Here is a 14,733-nt window from a genome sequence, read left to right as displayed (position 1 = left end):
ATCCACTGCTGTCCGGACTCATCCAATTGGCGATGGGTGACAACGTGACGCTGGTCTCCAGCGCCGAGGAGACGGCCAAGGAAGTGCTGCGCGTGCTGACCGAGCGGGACTTGCTTCGCCCGCACGACGCAGCGCCCGCGACGCGGGTCTTCGAAGCCACCGGCGACCCCGAAGCATTCACCGCTTTGGCGGCGCGCTTCCTCGGTCCGGCCGTCACCGGCGTCCAGCCCGTTGCGCAGGTGCACATTGATTGACCTGCGGACGAGATTCTCGTCACACCAATGCGGCCATGTTTTCGTCACGGTCCTATCGGGCATGGCACAGTAGTGTCCGTGCGAATAACCGTGCTCGGCTGCTCGGGCAGCGTGGTGGGTCCGGACTCGCCCGCGTCGGGTTATCTGCTCCGGGCACCGGACACTCCGCCGTTGGTCATCGACTTTGGCGGGGGCGTTCTTGGCGCGCTGCAGCGCTATGCCGATCCCGGTTCCGTGCACGTGTTGTTGTCCCATTTGCACGCCGACCATTGTCTGGATTTGCCCGGCCTTTTCGTGTGGCGGCGCTATCACCCGACGCGCCCGCTCGGCAAGGCGTTGCTCTACGGTCCGGGCGACACCTGGTCGCGGCTGGGCGCGGCGTCGTCACCCTATGGCGGTGAGATCGACGACTGCTCGGACATTTTCGACGTTCGCCATTGGGTCGACGGCGAGCCGGTCACCATCGGGGCGCTGACGGTGACGCCGCGGGTGGTGGCCCATCCGACGGAGTCCTACGGCCTGAAGATCACCGACCCCTCCGGCGCCTCGTTCGTGTACAGCGGCGACACCGGCAGCTGCGATCAGCTTGTCGAGCTGGCCCGCGGCGCCGACGTTTTTCTGTGCGAGGCCTCATGGACGCACGCGCCGGACCGGCCGCCCGCGCTGCACCTGTCGGGCACCGAGGCCGGCCGGGCCGCGGCCGAGGCCGGCGTTCACGAACTGCTGCTGACGCACATCCCGCCGTGGACCTCGCGCGAGGATGTGATCAGCGAGGCCAAGGCCGAGTTCGACGGTCCCGTGCACGCGGTGGTCTGCGGCGAGACGTTCGATATCCGCCGCTCCGAGAGGGTCTGAGTCGGCGCGTTAGGGTTGGCTTAGGCTTGCCGGGTGACGAGACGAGAAGACGGCCGCCTTGACGACGAGCTTCGGCCCGTGGTCATCACCCGCGGTTTCACCGACCACCCCGCCGGTTCGGTATTGATCGAATTCGGCCACACCAAGGTCATGTGCACGGCGAGCGTGACCGAGGGCGTGCCGCGGTGGCGCAAGGGGTCGGGCCTGGGTTGGCTGACCGCCGAGTACGCGATGTTGCCGTCGGCCACCCACACCCGTTCGGACCGCGAGGCGGTGAAGGGCCGCCTGTCCGGGCGCACCCAGGAGATCAGCCGGCTGATCGGGCGGTCGCTGCGCGCCTGCATCGACCTGGCGGCGCTCGGCGAGAACACCATCGCCGTCGACTGCGACGTCTTGCAGGCCGACGGTGGCACCCGCACCGCGGCCATCACGGGCGCCTTCGTCGCGTTGTCCGATGCGGTGACCTATCTCGCCGCGGCGGGGAAGCTGTCGGACCCGCGGCCGCTGTCCTGCGCGATCGCCGCGGTCAGCGTCGGCGTCGTCGACGGCCGCATCCGGGTCGACCTGCCGTATGAGGAGGACTCCCGCGCCGAGGTCGACATGAACGTCGTCGCCACCGACACCGGGACCCTGGTGGAAGTTCAGGGGACCGGCGAGGGCGCGACCTTCCCGCGGTCGACGCTGGACAAGTTGCTCGACGTCGCGCTGGCCGCCTGCGACAAGCTGTTCGCCGCGCAGCGTGAGGCGCTGGCGCTGCCGTACCCCGGTGTGCTCCCCGAGGGGGCCCCGACGCCGAAGGCGTTCGGCAGCTGACCGTGCCTGATGGTCCCCTGAACTCGGCCTAACTGCCGCGCGGTTTACCACCGCCGACAGCGCGACCACGGCGAGGCTCCTTGCGGTCGGTCATGCCTCGTCCTTCTGCAGCTCGAATATCGGGATTACGCGGGTGGTCTTTGACTGGTAGTTCGAGAACGCGAACGCGGGTACGGTCGCGTTGAGTTTGGGGATGATCGCCTCACGTTCGGACGCGTCGAGCTCGTGCGCGACGACGTCGAACGAGTCGGTGGCGACTTCAACGCGCGCCCGCGGGTTGGCCCGCAGGTTGTGCACCCACGCCGGGTTGACGTCGGCGCCACCATAACCCGCGACTATCAGCAGCCTGGCTTCGATGCGGAAGGCCACCAGCGGCGTGACGCGCGGCTCGCCGGACTTCGCGCCCGTCGTAGTGAGCAGTAACAGCTCGTTGCCCGCGAATCGCCCGCCGACCTTGCCGGCATTGGCGCGAAACTCGTCGGTGATGTCGTTGTTGAGCGCCTTGAGCGTCTTGGTATCGGGTTTGTGACTCACTCTGGACGCAGCTGCTTCGTCGCCCCGTCTATTCCTTATGGAGTGTGTCGCGTTAAACGTTTTCGGCGTCGCCGAGACCGGTCATAGCAGGAGCAGAGCTTTGATGATGTCGGCCGGGAGTGTCATCTTGGTGCCAAGATCCTCTCCTTGCGCGACGACCACCATCTGGTGCGAGGGAATGACCGAAAGGGTCTGCCCGAACAACCCGACCGCCGAGTAGCTGCCGGGCGGCAGCGCATTCGCGTCGCCGCCGTTGGCAGTCCACCACAGGTAGCCGTATGACGCGAACGGGCTGGGCAGGCCGGTTTCGACCCGAGTCGCGGTGCTCACCCTCACCCAGTCGGGCGGCACGATTTCGTCGCCGTCCCAAGTTCCTTCGTTGAGATAAAGCTGCCCGAATCGGGCCAAGTCACGGGCGGATAGTTGGAGGGCGTGGTTCGGGTATCGGGGTGTCGCGCCCAGCGGGTCGTAGCCGTAGCGCAACCGCGTGTGCTGCAGCGGATTCCAATCGCGAAAGCCAAGTGGGCGGGCCAGGAGGCCGTCGATTGCGGTGAACAACGCTACTCCGGACACTCGCTGGTAAATCTCGCCGAGGACGTTGAAATTCCAGTTGTTGTAGTGAAATTCCGCGCCCGGCACAGCAGAGTCGCGTTGCGGCCAGTCCGACGGCCTGTTGCGGAAAATGTCGTAGGTGGCACCGTAGTTCAACGGCAGGTAGACACCAGAGGTTGACGTCAGAAGGTGTTGAAGAGTCGCGGTTCGTTCTCGATCGGTGAGACACGGCGAGTCGTCAATACCGAAATCGGCCAGCGTTGCATCCAACTGCACATCGCCGCTTACAATCAGCCGACCAAATAGGGCGCTCACGATCGATTTGCGAATGGAATGAATCGGAAGCGGCTTGTCTTGGGGCCCAACGGCGAGCACGGTCTCTCCGGACTGGATGACACACAGCCTGGTGATCCGATGGGCGTTCACGGCCTCTTCGACTCGATAATCCATCCGACCCTCGAGGGTTGAGTTGTTATAAACATATAACAACATGGCAGCGGGCTGCTGCAAGGCCCGGGTGAGATGTTGCGGTCCAGCTACGCTGCCTAGGGTGTTGATCAGCGCTAAAACGTATGGCAGTGCAGGGTGACCCGGCTGCTGGTCGCCAGCCGCAATCCCAAGAAGCTGGCCGAGTTGCGCCGGGTGCTCGACGCCGCCGGTCTGACCGGCTTGACGCTGGTGTCACTCGACGATGTGGCGCCGTTCGACGAGGCGCCGGAGACGGGCGCGATGTTCGAGGACAACGCGTTGGCCAAGGCGCGGGATGCCTTCGCCGCGAGCGGGTTGGCAAGCGTGGCCGACGATTCCGGGCTGGAGGTCGCCGCCTTGAATGGCATGCCCGGTGTGCTGTCGGCGCGGTGGTCCGGTCGGCACGGCGATGACGCGGGCAACACCGCGTTGCTGTTGGCGCAACTGCGCGACGTGCCCGACGGACGGCGCGGTGCGGCGTTCGTGTCGGCCTGCGCGCTCGTCTCGGCCGCCGGTGAGGTTGTCGTCCGCGGCGAGTGGCCCGGCAGCATCGCCCGCGAACCGCGCGGCGACGGCGGCTTCGGCTACGACCCGGTGTTCATTCCCAACGGACACGACCGCACGGCCGCAGAGCTGAGCCCGGCGGAGAAGGACGCGGTCTCGCATCGCGGTCGGGCGCTGCAACTGCTGTTGCCGGCGCTGGAAACGCTGGCCCGGTCCGGGGGCTAGGGCGCCGCGGGCCCGCGGGGCTCGCTGGCCTACAGCCCGAAACGCGCCTTGACGTCCCTGGTCTGGAAGTGCTCGACGATGATTCCGAGCAGCGGGATGGTCCCGGACAGCAGCACGCCCACCGTCTTGCCGAGCGGCCAGCGCACCTTGACCGCCAGATTGAACGCGGTCAGCACGTAGATGAAATACACCCAGCCGTGCACCACTTCGATCCACCGGATCTCGTGGCCGAAGGCGAGGTGCGAGACGATCTCGTAGCACAGCGCGATCAGCCACAGACCGGTCGTCCACGCCATGACCCGGTAGCCGAGCAACGCGGTGCGGACTTTGTCGACGGGCACCGCGGGAACTGGCGCTCCGGGCGTCTCCGGTGTGGTCATGGGGTTGTCCTCTTCTGTTGTTCGGCGTCTCGCGCGGCGAGCTCGGCCAGGTAGGTGTTGTACTCCCGCAGCGCGGGATCGTCGGGCGCCTGCGGGGCGGGCTTGGGGCGCTCGGGCAGCAGCCCGGCGGGTATCTCCGTCATCGCGTCGGTACCGCGCGGCTGCGGTGGTTCCTCTTCATAGCGAACGAATTTGCGGTACGCGTACACGCAGAATCCCGCGAACAGCGGCCACTGCAACGCATAGCCGAGGTTCTGAAAGGAGCCGGACACGGAATTGAACCTGGTCCACTGCCACCAGCCCAGCGCCAGGCAGCCGCACGCCGCGACGATCACCAGCGCGATGAGCGCGGGCCTGCGACGATGCGTAGTGGACACCCCTTGACCGTACCGCTCACGATTTGGGCCCGACGAATTCATCGAGCCCGTGCCGACGGCTCGGCGGCGTCGCAAGCGATACGATCGGCAAGCCGCGGGCGTGGCGAAATTGGCAGACGCGATGGTTTTAGGTGCCATTGCTCGAAAGAGCTTGAGGGTTCGAGTCCCTCCGCCCGCACCGGACACCCGAGACGAAATCTTGCGCGGTGCAGGCATCAAACCCGTTGTGCGGGGTACCTGGAACTCACAGGACACTAGGGAGACGCCATGCCCGCCGAAACCGAACCACCGCCACAAAGCGAAAAAGCTTTCACTGCACAGGATGTCGAGCGCGCCGAACGCAGGGCCGCCGCCGCCCGCGAACGCGCCGCCCGCGCGGGCCTGTCCGCAGCGCGAAGCTTCGAGCAGTCCGCAATCCAGCACGAGCGGGTCGCCAGGACGCAGGACTGGACCGTCGAACAGGGCGTGCCCCATACCGACGTGCACCGCCGGTCCGCGATCAAGCACCGCCAAGCGGCCGAAGAGGACCGCAAGCTCGCGGAGTTGAAGCGCAGAGAATCCGAAGCGGACCTGGCCTCCGACGTCGGCCAGTAACCGGTCACTCCACTACGAAGCGGGCGCGTACCTCCGGGGCCGGCAGCGGGCAAGTGTCGTATTTGCCGCCGACGCGATAGCGGATCGCGGCGAACCTGTCGTAGAGCCGGTCGAGCAGCGGAGCGGGGACAAATCGGGCGATCGTGAACGCCCGCCATGGTCCGCCGAGGTAGTCCACCACGCGCAGGACGGCCCGGGATCGGACGGCCACCCGTTCCGAGGGCCGGCCGGGGTCGTCGACGAAGACCACCGAATCGACGTTTCCGATCTCGGGATGCCGCTCGATGATCGCTTTGCCGAAAACGCTGTCCAGGGCCGCAAAGCGCAGGGAGCCGGTGGGATCGAGACGCAGGATGGTGCGCACCGAGCGGTTGCACACCCCGCACACTCCGTCGTAGAGCAGCACCGGCGCCGCTGACTCATCGCTCATGTTTCCCAGGCTACCGACGGGCTCGGACGGCGGCCGGGACCAAGGTTGACCTATGGTAAGGCAACCCTTAGTTTGTACGTACCAAGTCGCGACCGGCTGGCGGTGATCCGCGGCAGGATGCCGCCCATGCGGGGTCGTGGCAGGTGTCGAACTCGAAGGGTTGCGGCCGCTGACGGCCGCATCGATCCGTGGCCTCATGGCGGTGCTCCCGCCGGGTCGTCAGATCGGCGAGGCCGTCGCGGCGCGGGGCGCCGCGAGAAAGGACCGCTAATGGCACGCGGATTCTCCGGTGTGATGCTGCGCAGCTTCGGCGCACGCGACCACACCGCGACGGTGATCGAAACCGTCCGGATCGCACCGCACTTCGTGCGGGTGCGCATGACGTCGCCGACCCTGTTCGAGGACGTGGATGCCGAACCGGCCGCGTGGCTGCGGTTCTGGTTTCCGGACCCGGACGGATCGAAAACGGAATTCCAGCGCGCGTACACGATCTCGGAGGCCGACGTCCCCGCCGGGCGCTTCGCGGTCGACATCGTGCTGCACGATCCCGCCGGTCCGGCGTCGCAGTGGGCGCGCACCGTCCAGCCCGGCGCCACCATCGCGGTCATGGCGCTGATGGGCTCGTCGCGATTCGACATGCCCGACGAGCAGCCGGCCGGATATCTGCTGATCGGTGACTCGGCATCCATCCCGGGGATGAACGGCATCATCGGGGTCGTCCCCGACGACGTCCCGATCGAGATGTACCTCGAACAGCACGACGACAACGACCCGCTGATCCCGATCGCCCAGCACCCCCGGCTGCGACTGCACTGGGTCGCCCGCCACGACGAGAAGTCGCTTGCCGCGGCGATCGAGAACCGGGACTGGTCCAACTGGTACGCGTGGGCGACGCCGGAGGCCACAACGCTCAAGCAGGTGCGAACGCGGCTGCGCGACGAGTTCGGCTTTCCCAAGTCCGAGGTGCACGCCCAGGCGTACTGGAGCGCCGGACGCGCGATGGGCACCCGGCGCGGTGACGAACCGGCGGCATCGGACGGCGTCGCACCCGCCCTCTCTGCGGAAGATGTTGCGGCGCAGTTGGAATCGGCTCCGCAGGTGTCCGACGCCCCACCCGCCCCGGCGGCCCGTGGGAGCTGGCGGGCCCAGGGCGCGGGCCGGCTGCTCGCGCCGCTGCGCTCCGCGCTGATCCTCTCGGGTGTGTTGCAGGCGGTGATCACGCTGGTGCAACTGGCGCCGTTCGTGTTGCTCGTGGAGCTGGCCCGGCGGCTCGTCTCGGGTGCGCCCGCCGCCCGACTGTGGGATATCGGCATCGCGGCGGTGTCGCTGCTCGGTCTGGGGGCGTTGCTGGGCGCCGCCCTCACGCTGTGGCTGCACGTCGTCGACGCGCGGTTCGCCCGTGATCTGCGAACACGGCTGTTGCACAAGCTGTCTCGGCTGCCGCTGGGCTGGTTCACGGCACGCGGGTCGGGGTCGATCAAGCAGTTGCTGACCGACGACACGCTGTCCCTGCACTACCTGGTCACCCACGCCATCGGCGACGCGGTCGGCGCCGCCGTCGCGCCGGTCGCGGTGCTGGTCTATCTGTTCGCCGTCGACTGGCGGGTGGCGCTGGTGTTGTTCTTGCCGGTCCTGGTGTATCTGGTGCTGACGTCGTCGCTGACGATCCAATCGGGTCCGCGCATCCCGCAGTCGCAGCGCTGGGCGGAGACGATGAGCGGCGAGGCCGGGGCCTACCTGGAGGGCCAGCCGGTGATCCGCGTCTTCGGTGGCGCCGCCGCCTCCAGCTTCCGGCGCCGCCTGGACGAATACGTCGGCTTCCTGGTCGCCTGGCAGCGCCCGCTGGCCGGCAAGAAGACGTTCATGGACCTGGTCACCCGCCCCTCGACGTTCCTGTGGCTCATCGCGCTCACCGGCACGTTGCTGGTGGTCGCCGGCCGGATGAATCCGGTGAACCTGCTGCCGTTCTTGTTGCTGGGCACCACATTCGGAGCGCGACTGCTCGGCATCGCCTACGGCCTGGGCGGCATCCGCGCCGGCATGTTGGCCGCCCGGCGCCTGCAGAACACCCTCGACGAGGCCGACCTCGCCGTGCACGACGACCACGAGGCGCACGGGGATCCCGCGTCGACGGTGGTGTTCGAGCACGTCGGTTTCGGCTACCGGCCCGACGTGCCGGTCATCCACGACGTCTCGCTGACGTTGCGGCCCGGGACGGTCACCGCGCTGGTCGGGCCCTCCGGGTCCGGCAAGTCGACGCTGGCCGCCCTACTGGCCAGGTTCCATGACGTCGGACAGGGCGCGATACGTGTTGGGGGACAAGATATTCGGTCGATGACCGCCGACCAGCTGTACGCCCAGGTCGGATTCGTGCTGCAGGAAACGCAATTGGTGCACGGGACCGTCGCGGAGAATATCGCGCTGGCCGTCCCCGACGCCACCGCGGCGCAAGTCGAACAGGCCGCGCGCGACGCGCAGATCCACGACCGCATCATGCGGCTGCCCGACGGCTACGACACCGTGCTGGGTGCCGCCAGCGGCCTGTCCGGCGGTGAGCGGCAACGGCTCACGATCGCCCGCGCGATCCTGGCCGACACACCGGTGCTGATCCTTGACGAGGCCACCGCGTTTGCCGACCCCGAATCGGAATACCTTGTGCAGCAAGCGCTCAACCGGCTGACGCAGGACCGCACGGTGCTGGTGATCGCGCATCGATTGCACACCATCACCCGGGCCCACCAGATCGTCGTGCTCGACCACGGCCGCATCGTCGAACGCGGCACGCACGACGAGTTGCTCAGCGCCGACGGCCGGTACCGACGGCTCTGGGAGGGCGGTCGTCGCGACCAGGTAACCGCGGGCACGACGGGCGAGGGGGCGCGATGATCCGCACGTGGCTGAGCCTGGTTCCGGCGGACCGCCGCAACCGGGTCATCACCTACACGGTGCTCGCACTGGTCTCCGTGCTGGTGCGCGCGGTGGCCACCGTGCTGCTGGTCCCCTTGGTCGGGGCGTTGTTCGGCGACGCCCCGCAGCGCGCGCTGGTCTGGCTGGCCTGGCTGACCGCGGCCACCGTGGCCGGCTGGGTCATCGACACCGCAACCGCGCGGATCGGTTTCAACCTGGGCTTCGCCGTGCTGGATCACAGCCAGCACGACGTCGCGGATCGGCTGCCCGGCGTGCGGCTGGATTGGTTCACCGCCGAGCACACCGCGACCGCACGGCAGGCGATCGCCGCCACGGGGCCCGAGCTGGTCGGCCTCGTCGTCAACCTGCTCACGCCGCTGATCTCCGCCGTCCTGCTGCCCGCGGCCATCGCGGTGGCACTGCTGCCGGTCTCCTGGCAACTGGGGGCCGCAGCGCTGGGAGGCCTGCCGCTGCTGTTGGGCGCGCTGTGGGCATCGGCCCGGTTGGCGCGGCGCGCGGACTCTGCGGCGGCCGAGGCCAACACCGCGCTCACCGAGCGGATCATCGAGTTCGCGCGGACCCAGCAGGCGTTGCGGGCCGCACGTCGTGTCGAGCCGGCGCGCAGCATGGTCGGCGATGCACTGGCGGCACAACACGGCGCCACCATGCGCCTGCTGTCGATGCAGGTCCCGGGCCAGCTGCTGTTCAGCCTCGCCAGTCAGCTCGCGCTGATCCTGCTGGCCGGGGCGACCACTGCGCTGACCGTGCACCGAACGCTCACGGTGGCCGAGGCCATCGCGCTGATCGTCGTCATCGTGCGCTACCTCGAGCCGTTCACCACCATCAGCGAGCTGGCGCCGGCGCTGGAGAGCACCCGCGCCACGCTCGACAACATCCGTGCCGTGCTGACCGCGCCGCTGATGACTGCCGGCGCCGCCAAGCTGGCCGGCGCCGGGGCGCCGCGAATCGAATTCGCCGACGTCGGGTTCCGCTACGACGGCGCGGGCACACCGGTGCTCGACGGCGTGAGCTTCGCGTTGGATCCGGGCAGCACGACGGCGATCGTCGGACCGTCCGGTTCGGGCAAGAGCACGATCCTGGCGCTGATCGCCGGGCTGCATGAGCCGACCGGCGGACGGGTGCTGATCGACGGGGTGAACGCGGCGACGCTGGACGGCGAGGCCCGGCGGGCGGCGGCCAGCGTCGTTTTCCAGCACCCCTACCTGTTCCACGGGTCGATTCGCGACAACGTGTTCGCCGGAGATCCGGGCGCCGACGACGAGCGCTTCGCGCGGGCGGTGGCGCTCGCGCGCGTCGACGAGCTGGTCGGACGGCTGCCTGACGGCGTCGACACGGTCGTCGGCGAGGCCGGTTCGGCGCTGTCCGGCGGTGAACGCCAGCGGGTCAGCATCGCCCGCGCGTTGCTCAAACCGGCGCCGATTTTGCTGGTAGACGAGGCGACCAGCGCGTTGGACACCGAGAACGAAGCCGCGGTGGTCGACGCGCTGACGGCCGACCCGCAGTCACGCACGCAGGTGATCGTCGCGCACCGCCTGGCCAGCATCCGTCACGCCGACCGCGTGCTGTTCCTCGACAACGGCCGGGTGGTCGAGGACGGCACGGTTGACGAATTGCTCGCTGCGGGCCGCCGATTCGACGAATTCTGGCGCCAGCAGCACGAAGCCGCCGAATGGCGCATTCTGGCCGACTAGCGCACCGCGGTTGACCGCAACTCTTGCGGTATGCCTTACAGTTTGTCAGTCAGACCGTGCTGTCTGCGCAGGAGGAGGCGTGCCGCTATGAGTGCTGTGCTGTCGATACCGCGATACCCCGGCGACGTGACCCCGCAGTGGTTGTCGGCCGCGCTGTCCGGCGGCGGCACGCCCGTCGAGGTCGCCGACGTGGACGTGGTCGCGATCGGCACCGGACAGACCGGGGCGACCTACCGGGTCACCGCTCGCTATGCGACGGATCCGGGGGACCTGCCGCAGACGTTCGTCATCAAGCTGCCCGCCCAGGACGACACGGTGCGCGACCGGGTGGTCATCGGCTACCGCAGCGAATGCGCGTTCTATTCGTCGGTGGTGGATCGGGTGCAGGTGCCGACACCGCGGTGCTTCTATTCCGAGATCACCGACGATGCAATGGATTTCGCCCTGCTCCTGGCGGACCAAGCGCCGGCGGTGCAGGGCGATCAGCTCGTCGGCTGCGGGGAAACCGAGGCGCGCCTTGCGGTTACCGCGCTGGCCGGGCTGCACGCACCCAGCTGGTGTGATCCCGTCTGGCTCGATTTCCCGGGCATCGCGTTCGGCCGGCCGGATGAGGCCGGCGCGGGCGGCATGGGCGAGGTGGCGAAGTTGAGCGCCGACATCACGCTGGAGAAGCTGGGCGAGCGGATGAGCGCCGTGGATCGCGATACCTTCAGTGCCGCAATGGGTTTGATCGCGCCCTGGCTGCTGTCCGAGTATGACCGGTTCGCCCTGCTGCACGGCGACTATCGCCTGGACAACCTGTTGTTCGATCCGGAGCGAACCCGGGTCAGCGTGGTGGACTGGCAGACGCTCGGCGTGGGTCTGCCGGCGCGCGATCTCGCGTATTTCACCGCGACCAGCCTCGCTCCGCAGCTGCGTGCGAGCCTCGAAGAGGGCCTGGTCACCGACTATCATCGCGCGCTGACGGCCGGCGGGGTCAGCGACTACGACCGCGAAACCTGTTGGCGCGATTACCGGCTCGGGGTGCTGCAGGCCCCGCTGATCTCGGCACTCGGGTTCGCGTTCGCCGCCGCCACCGAGCGCGGCGACGACATGGTGCTGACCATGCTCAGCCGCGGCTGCCAGGCGATCCGCGAGCTGGGGACGCTGGACCTGATCGGCTGAGTGCTCTACAGGTCGCCGGTGAAGTCGGCGCTGAGCCAGCGGTCCGGGCGGATGGTGAACAGCACCTCCTCGACGCCTTCCATGCTGCGCACGAACGCCCGCCCACCTTCCTCGCCGAGATAACGGATGGCGACCGCCTCGGCCACGTCGAGCGGGGCCGGCTTGGTGGTCTCGACGATCGAGCCCTCGACCACCACGTACTGGTAGGGCGGCTCCTCGCGCTGCACCACCAGCGTCACCGCCCCCGTCTGCTCGATGAGGCGAGCCTTGCGGCTCGACGCCCCGGTCATGATCCGGATGTTTCCCCCGGGGGTGTAGTCGTACCAGATCGGGACGCTGGCCGGCGGCCGGCCTTCGGTGGCGGCGACGGACAGCACGGCCACATGCTTGTCGGCGAGGAACTCCTGGCGCTCGGATTCGCTGAAGGCTTTCATGCCGAGTGCCAACGCCCGGGCGGTGAAGCTATTCCCGATCCGCCCAGGGGGCGGTCAGTACTGCGTCGAGCCCTGATCCACCGGGATCTGGGCCGCGGTGACCTTGCGCGATTCGTCACTGGCCAGCCAGCACACGGTGTCGGCGATCTCCTCCGGCTCGGCGACCCAGTCGGGCAGGAACGGGGTGAGGACGTGTGACAGCTGGGGGTTGGTCTCCATGGTCTTGCCGACCGCCGTGACCATGTCCCCGGAGCCCATGGCGGTGTTCACCGGTCCCGGGTGCACGCTGTTGACCCGGATCGAATGCTTGCCCAGTTCGGCGGCGAAGGCCCGCGCCAGCCCGGTGACGGCATGCTTGCTGGCGGTGTAGTGGATCATGAACGGCTGCATCTTCATGCCGGCCGCCGAACTGATCAGGATGATCGATCCGCCCCGGCCCCCCTCGATGATCTTGTCCGCGCCGGCCATCACGGTATTCCAGGTGCCGGTCACATTGATGTCCATGACGTCGCGGAAGTTCTCCGGGGTGATCTCATCCCACGCCTGCGGGGCGGCGACCCCGGCGTTGGCGACGATGACGTCCAGCCGGCCCAGCTCGGCCACGCCGTCGGCGACGACCTTTCGCAGGCCGTCGAAGTCGCGGGTGTCGGTGACTGAGGCGATGATCCGGCGGTTGGCGGCCTCGACCAGCCGCACCGTCTCACTCAGGTCGTCGGGAGTCGCCGGGTCGTAGGGCACGCAGGACGGGAGCTTGCCGGCGATGTCGACGGCGATGATGTCGGCGCCTTCGGACGCCAGGCGCACCGCATGCGCCCGGCCCTGACCGCGGGCCGCGCCGGTAATGAATGCCACTTTTCCGGCAAGCTTGCCGCTCATAGTTCTCCTCTGTTGGGTCCAGCCACTCTCATCGTTGTGCCGCCTTGACCAGGTTCGATCCGATGATCAACCGCTGGATCTCGCTGGTGCCCTCGTACAGCCGCAACAGGCGCACGTCGCGGTAAATCCGTTCGACGGCGACGCCTCTCATGTAACCGGTGCCGCCGTGGATCTGCACCGCGAGATCGGCGACGTTGCCGGCCATCTCGGTGCAAAAGACCTTGGCGGCCGAGGGCGCGATCCGACGATCCTCGTCGGCGACCCACAGCCGGGCGGCCTCGCGCACCAGGGCACGGCCGGCCATCACGCCGGTCTGCTGATCGGCGAGCATGCCCTGCACCAACTGGAAGTTGCCGATCGGCGTGCCGCCCTGCGTCGCGGTGGCGGCGTAGGACACCGATTCGTCGAGCGCGCGTTGCGCGGCGCCCACCGCGAGGGCGGCGATGTGCACCCGGCCGCGGGCCAACGAGGTCATCGCCGCTCGGTAGCCGTGGTCTTCGCTGCCGCCGACGAGTGCGTCGGGACCGACGCGGACGTCGGTGAAGTTGACGTCGGCGGTCCAGGCTCCTTCCTGGCCCATCTTGGCGTCCTTGGCGCCCACCTCGACGCCCGCGGCGTCCGCCGGCACCAGAAAGACCGCGATCCCCGCTCCCTTCTCGTCGGCCGGCCGGGTCCGCGCGAACACCACGAAAAGGTCGGCGACGGGTGCGTTGGTGATGAAGCGCTTCTGCCCGGAGATCACCCAATCGTCACCGTCGCGAACGGCTTTCGTGCGCAGGCCGGCCGGGTTCGATCCGGCGCCCGGTTCGGTCAGCGCGAAGGAGGCGACGACGTCGCCGGACGCGATCGACTCCAGCCAGCGGGATTTCTGTTCGTCGGTGCCGAAGCCGACCAGGACTTGTCCGGCGATGCCGTTGTTGGTGCCGAACATCGACCGCAGCGCCAGCGACGTGTAGCCCAGCTCCATCGCCAGCTCGACGTCCTGCCTCAGGTTGAGGCCGAGGCCGCCCCACTCCTGGGGGATCGCGTAGCCGAACAATCCCATCTTCTTGGCTTCGTCGCGCAGGTCGTCGGGCACGCGATCGGTGTCGAGGATCTCCTGCTCGCGCGGGACGACCACGCTGCGGACGAATTGCCTTGTCTGAGCGAGGATCTCGCGGAAGTCCTCGTCGGAGACTTCCGCGACTTCGGCGGTGGCCATGGGCTCCACACTCCTCTCCGGATCCGGGGCACCCCGGTTCAGAGCAGGATCCTATATCAAATATGATATTTGCCTCAGACGTGCCCGGTGGAGGCGACGACAGTGAAGGATGGGTGATCGGCAGTGGCGATGTTGACGGGGCAGACCGCGGTAATCACCGGCGGAGCGCAGGGGCTGGGGCTGGCCATCGCGGAGCGCTTCGTCGCCGAGGGCGCGCGAGTGGTGCTCGGCGACGTCAATCTCGAGGAAACCCAGGTCGTGGCCAAGCGATTGGGCGGCGACGACGTGGCGGTGGCGGTTCGGTGCGATGTCACCCAGTCGTCCGACGTGGACACCCTGATCCAGACCGCGGTCGAGCGCTTCGGCGGCCTGGACATCATGGTCAACAACGCCGGCATCACCCGCGACGCGACGATGCGCAAGATGACCGAGGAGCAGTTCGATCAGGTCATC

The 14,733-nt window shown here is 68.3% G+C and carries 16 protein-coding genes, 1 tRNA gene and 1 pseudogene; 10 read left to right on the top strand and 8 right to left on the bottom strand.

What is annotated here, in order from left to right:
- The 3 genes and pseudogenes from A9W96_RS03725 to rph form a co-directional block, all read left to right on the top strand.
- Positions 1-254 (top strand): annotated as a pseudogene (locus tag A9W96_RS03725) (glutamate racemase); the annotation flags it as partial.
- A gap of 72 nt (positions 255-326) precedes the next feature.
- Entirely contained in the window at positions 327-1,109 is a 783-nt protein-coding gene (locus tag A9W96_RS03720) for a cyclic nucleotide-degrading phosphodiesterase (RefSeq protein ID WP_066867342.1), read from the top strand.
- 33 nt (positions 1,110-1,142) lie between these two features.
- A complete protein-coding gene (gene rph, locus A9W96_RS03715) occupies positions 1,143-1,922 on the top strand; it encodes a ribonuclease PH (protein ID WP_066867340.1) in 780 nt (259 codons plus the stop codon).
- Between the two features lie 90 nt (positions 1,923-2,012).
- On the opposite strand, the gene A9W96_RS03710 is transcribed toward rph, so the two are convergent.
- Positions 2,013-2,456, bottom strand: coding sequence for a nitroreductase family deazaflavin-dependent oxidoreductase (locus tag A9W96_RS03710; RefSeq protein ID WP_066867338.1), 444 nt, complete (start codon positions 2,454-2,456; stop codon positions 2,013-2,015).
- 81 nt (positions 2,457-2,537) lie between these two features.
- Positions 2,538-3,458, bottom strand: a complete 921-nt coding sequence (locus A9W96_RS03705; RefSeq protein WP_066879078.1) for a serine hydrolase — start codon at positions 3,456-3,458, stop codon at positions 2,538-2,540.
- Positions 3,459-3,593: 135 nt separating this feature from the next.
- Between A9W96_RS03705 and rdgB the strand changes: the two genes are divergently transcribed.
- Positions 3,594-4,205: an RdgB/HAM1 family non-canonical purine NTP pyrophosphatase gene (gene rdgB, locus A9W96_RS03700; protein WP_066879081.1), complete on the top strand. Its 612-nt coding sequence runs from the start codon at positions 3,594-3,596 to the stop codon at positions 4,203-4,205.
- Positions 4,206-4,234: 29 nt separating this feature from the next.
- Here the strand turns inward: rdgB and A9W96_RS03695 are convergent, their stop codons facing one another.
- Together A9W96_RS03695 and A9W96_RS03690 are read right to left on the bottom strand one after the other, a co-directional pair.
- Positions 4,235-4,585: a DUF3817 domain-containing protein gene (locus tag A9W96_RS03695; RefSeq protein WP_066867332.1), complete on the bottom strand. Its 351-nt coding sequence runs from the start codon at positions 4,583-4,585 to the stop codon at positions 4,235-4,237.
- Positions 4,582-4,962, bottom strand: a complete 381-nt coding sequence (locus A9W96_RS03690; protein ID WP_066867330.1) for a hypothetical protein — start codon at positions 4,960-4,962, stop codon at positions 4,582-4,584. Before A9W96_RS03690 ends, A9W96_RS03695 begins: the two co-directional genes overlap by 4 nt.
- Positions 4,963-5,056: 94 nt before the next feature.
- Here A9W96_RS03690 and A9W96_RS03685 point away from each other — a divergent pair.
- A tRNA-Leu gene (locus A9W96_RS03685) sits at positions 5,057-5,140 on the top strand.
- An 89-nt stretch (positions 5,141-5,229) separates the two neighbouring features.
- A complete protein-coding gene (locus A9W96_RS03680; RefSeq protein WP_067137976.1) occupies positions 5,230-5,556 on the top strand; it encodes a hypothetical protein in 327 nt (108 codons plus the stop codon).
- 4 nt (positions 5,557-5,560) lie between these two features.
- Here the strand turns inward: A9W96_RS03680 and A9W96_RS03675 are convergent, their stop codons facing one another.
- Positions 5,561-5,986, bottom strand: coding sequence for a thiol-disulfide oxidoreductase DCC family protein (locus A9W96_RS03675; RefSeq protein ID WP_067137970.1), 426 nt, complete (start codon positions 5,984-5,986; stop codon positions 5,561-5,563).
- Positions 5,987-6,256: 270 nt separating this feature from the next.
- On the opposite strand from A9W96_RS03675, the gene A9W96_RS03670 reads away from it, so the two are divergent.
- The 3 genes from A9W96_RS03670 to A9W96_RS03660 all read left to right on the top strand — a co-directional run bounded on the left by A9W96_RS03670 (position 6,257) and on the right by A9W96_RS03660 (position 11,769).
- Positions 6,257-8,872 (top strand): ABC transporter ATP-binding protein/permease, encoded by a 2,616-nt coding sequence (locus A9W96_RS03670; protein ID WP_067137968.1) that lies wholly within the window; start codon positions 6,257-6,259, stop codon positions 8,870-8,872.
- Positions 8,869-10,605: an ABC transporter ATP-binding protein gene (locus A9W96_RS03665; RefSeq protein WP_067137966.1), complete on the top strand. Its 1,737-nt coding sequence runs from the start codon at positions 8,869-8,871 to the stop codon at positions 10,603-10,605. Before A9W96_RS03670 ends, A9W96_RS03665 begins: the two co-directional genes overlap by 4 nt.
- An 87-nt stretch (positions 10,606-10,692) precedes the next feature.
- Positions 10,693-11,769, top strand: coding sequence for a phosphotransferase family protein (locus tag A9W96_RS03660; RefSeq protein ID WP_067137964.1), 1,077 nt, complete (start codon positions 10,693-10,695; stop codon positions 11,767-11,769).
- A gap of 5 nt (positions 11,770-11,774) precedes the next feature.
- Here A9W96_RS03660 and A9W96_RS03655 read toward each other — a convergent pair whose 3' ends face one another.
- From A9W96_RS03655 to A9W96_RS03645, 3 genes are read right to left on the bottom strand one after another with little or no spacing between them, the layout of a single operon-like run.
- Positions 11,775-12,203 carry a pyridoxamine 5'-phosphate oxidase family protein gene (locus A9W96_RS03655; RefSeq protein ID WP_066867316.1) on the bottom strand — a complete coding sequence of 143 codons (429 nt, stop codon included), beginning with the start codon at positions 12,201-12,203 and terminating at the stop codon, positions 11,775-11,777.
- Positions 12,204-12,257: 54 nt separating this feature from the next.
- Positions 12,258-13,079, bottom strand: coding sequence for a mycofactocin-coupled SDR family oxidoreductase (locus tag A9W96_RS03650; RefSeq protein WP_066867315.1), 822 nt, complete (start codon positions 13,077-13,079; stop codon positions 12,258-12,260).
- Positions 13,080-13,107: 28 nt separating this feature from the next.
- Entirely contained in the window at positions 13,108-14,280 is a 1,173-nt protein-coding gene (locus A9W96_RS03645; protein WP_067137962.1) for an acyl-CoA dehydrogenase family protein, read from the bottom strand.
- Positions 14,281-14,409: 129 nt separating this feature from the next.
- Between A9W96_RS03645 and A9W96_RS03640 the strand changes: the two genes are divergently transcribed.
- The coding region (locus A9W96_RS03640; protein ID WP_156765100.1) for an SDR family NAD(P)-dependent oxidoreductase at positions 14,410-14,733 on the top strand (324 nt) is incomplete at its 3' end.

Origin of the sequence: Mycobacterium sp. 1245852.3, assembly GCF_001669335.1 — a bacterium.
Taxonomy (GTDB): Bacteria; Actinomycetota; Actinomycetes; order Mycobacteriales; family Mycobacteriaceae; genus Mycobacterium; species Mycobacterium europaeum_A.
This window is presented reverse-complemented; position numbering and strand designations above follow the sequence as displayed.

Excerpts from the sequence above, each read along its gene's own strand:
- A9W96_RS03705 (WP_066879078.1), bottom strand. The coding sequence starts at position 3,458 with ATGGATTATCGAGTCGAAGAGGCCGTGAACGCCCATCGGATCACCAGG.
- A9W96_RS03695 (WP_066867332.1), bottom strand. The coding sequence starts at position 4,585 with ATGACCACACCGGAGACGCCCGGAGCGCCAGTTCCCGCGGTGCCCGTC.
- A9W96_RS03680 (WP_067137976.1), top strand. The coding sequence starts at position 5,230 with ATGCCCGCCGAAACCGAACCACCGCCACAAAGCGAAAAAGCTTTCACT.
- A9W96_RS03675 (WP_067137970.1), bottom strand. The coding sequence starts at position 5,986 with ATGAGCGATGAGTCAGCGGCGCCGGTGCTGCTCTACGACGGAGTGTGC.
- A9W96_RS03670 (WP_067137968.1), top strand. The coding sequence starts at position 6,257 with ATGGCACGCGGATTCTCCGGTGTGATGCTGCGCAGCTTCGGCGCACGC.
- A9W96_RS03665 (WP_067137966.1), top strand. The coding sequence starts at position 8,869 with ATGATCCGCACGTGGCTGAGCCTGGTTCCGGCGGACCGCCGCAACCGG.
- A9W96_RS03660 (WP_067137964.1), top strand. The coding sequence starts at position 10,693 with ATGAGTGCTGTGCTGTCGATACCGCGATACCCCGGCGACGTGACCCCG.
- A9W96_RS03655 (WP_066867316.1), bottom strand. The coding sequence starts at position 12,203 with ATGAAAGCCTTCAGCGAATCCGAGCGCCAGGAGTTCCTCGCCGACAAG.
- A9W96_RS03650 (WP_066867315.1), bottom strand. The coding sequence starts at position 13,079 with ATGAGCGGCAAGCTTGCCGGAAAAGTGGCATTCATTACCGGCGCGGCC.
- A9W96_RS03645 (WP_067137962.1), bottom strand. The coding sequence starts at position 14,280 with ATGGCCACCGCCGAAGTCGCGGAAGTCTCCGACGAGGACTTCCGCGAG.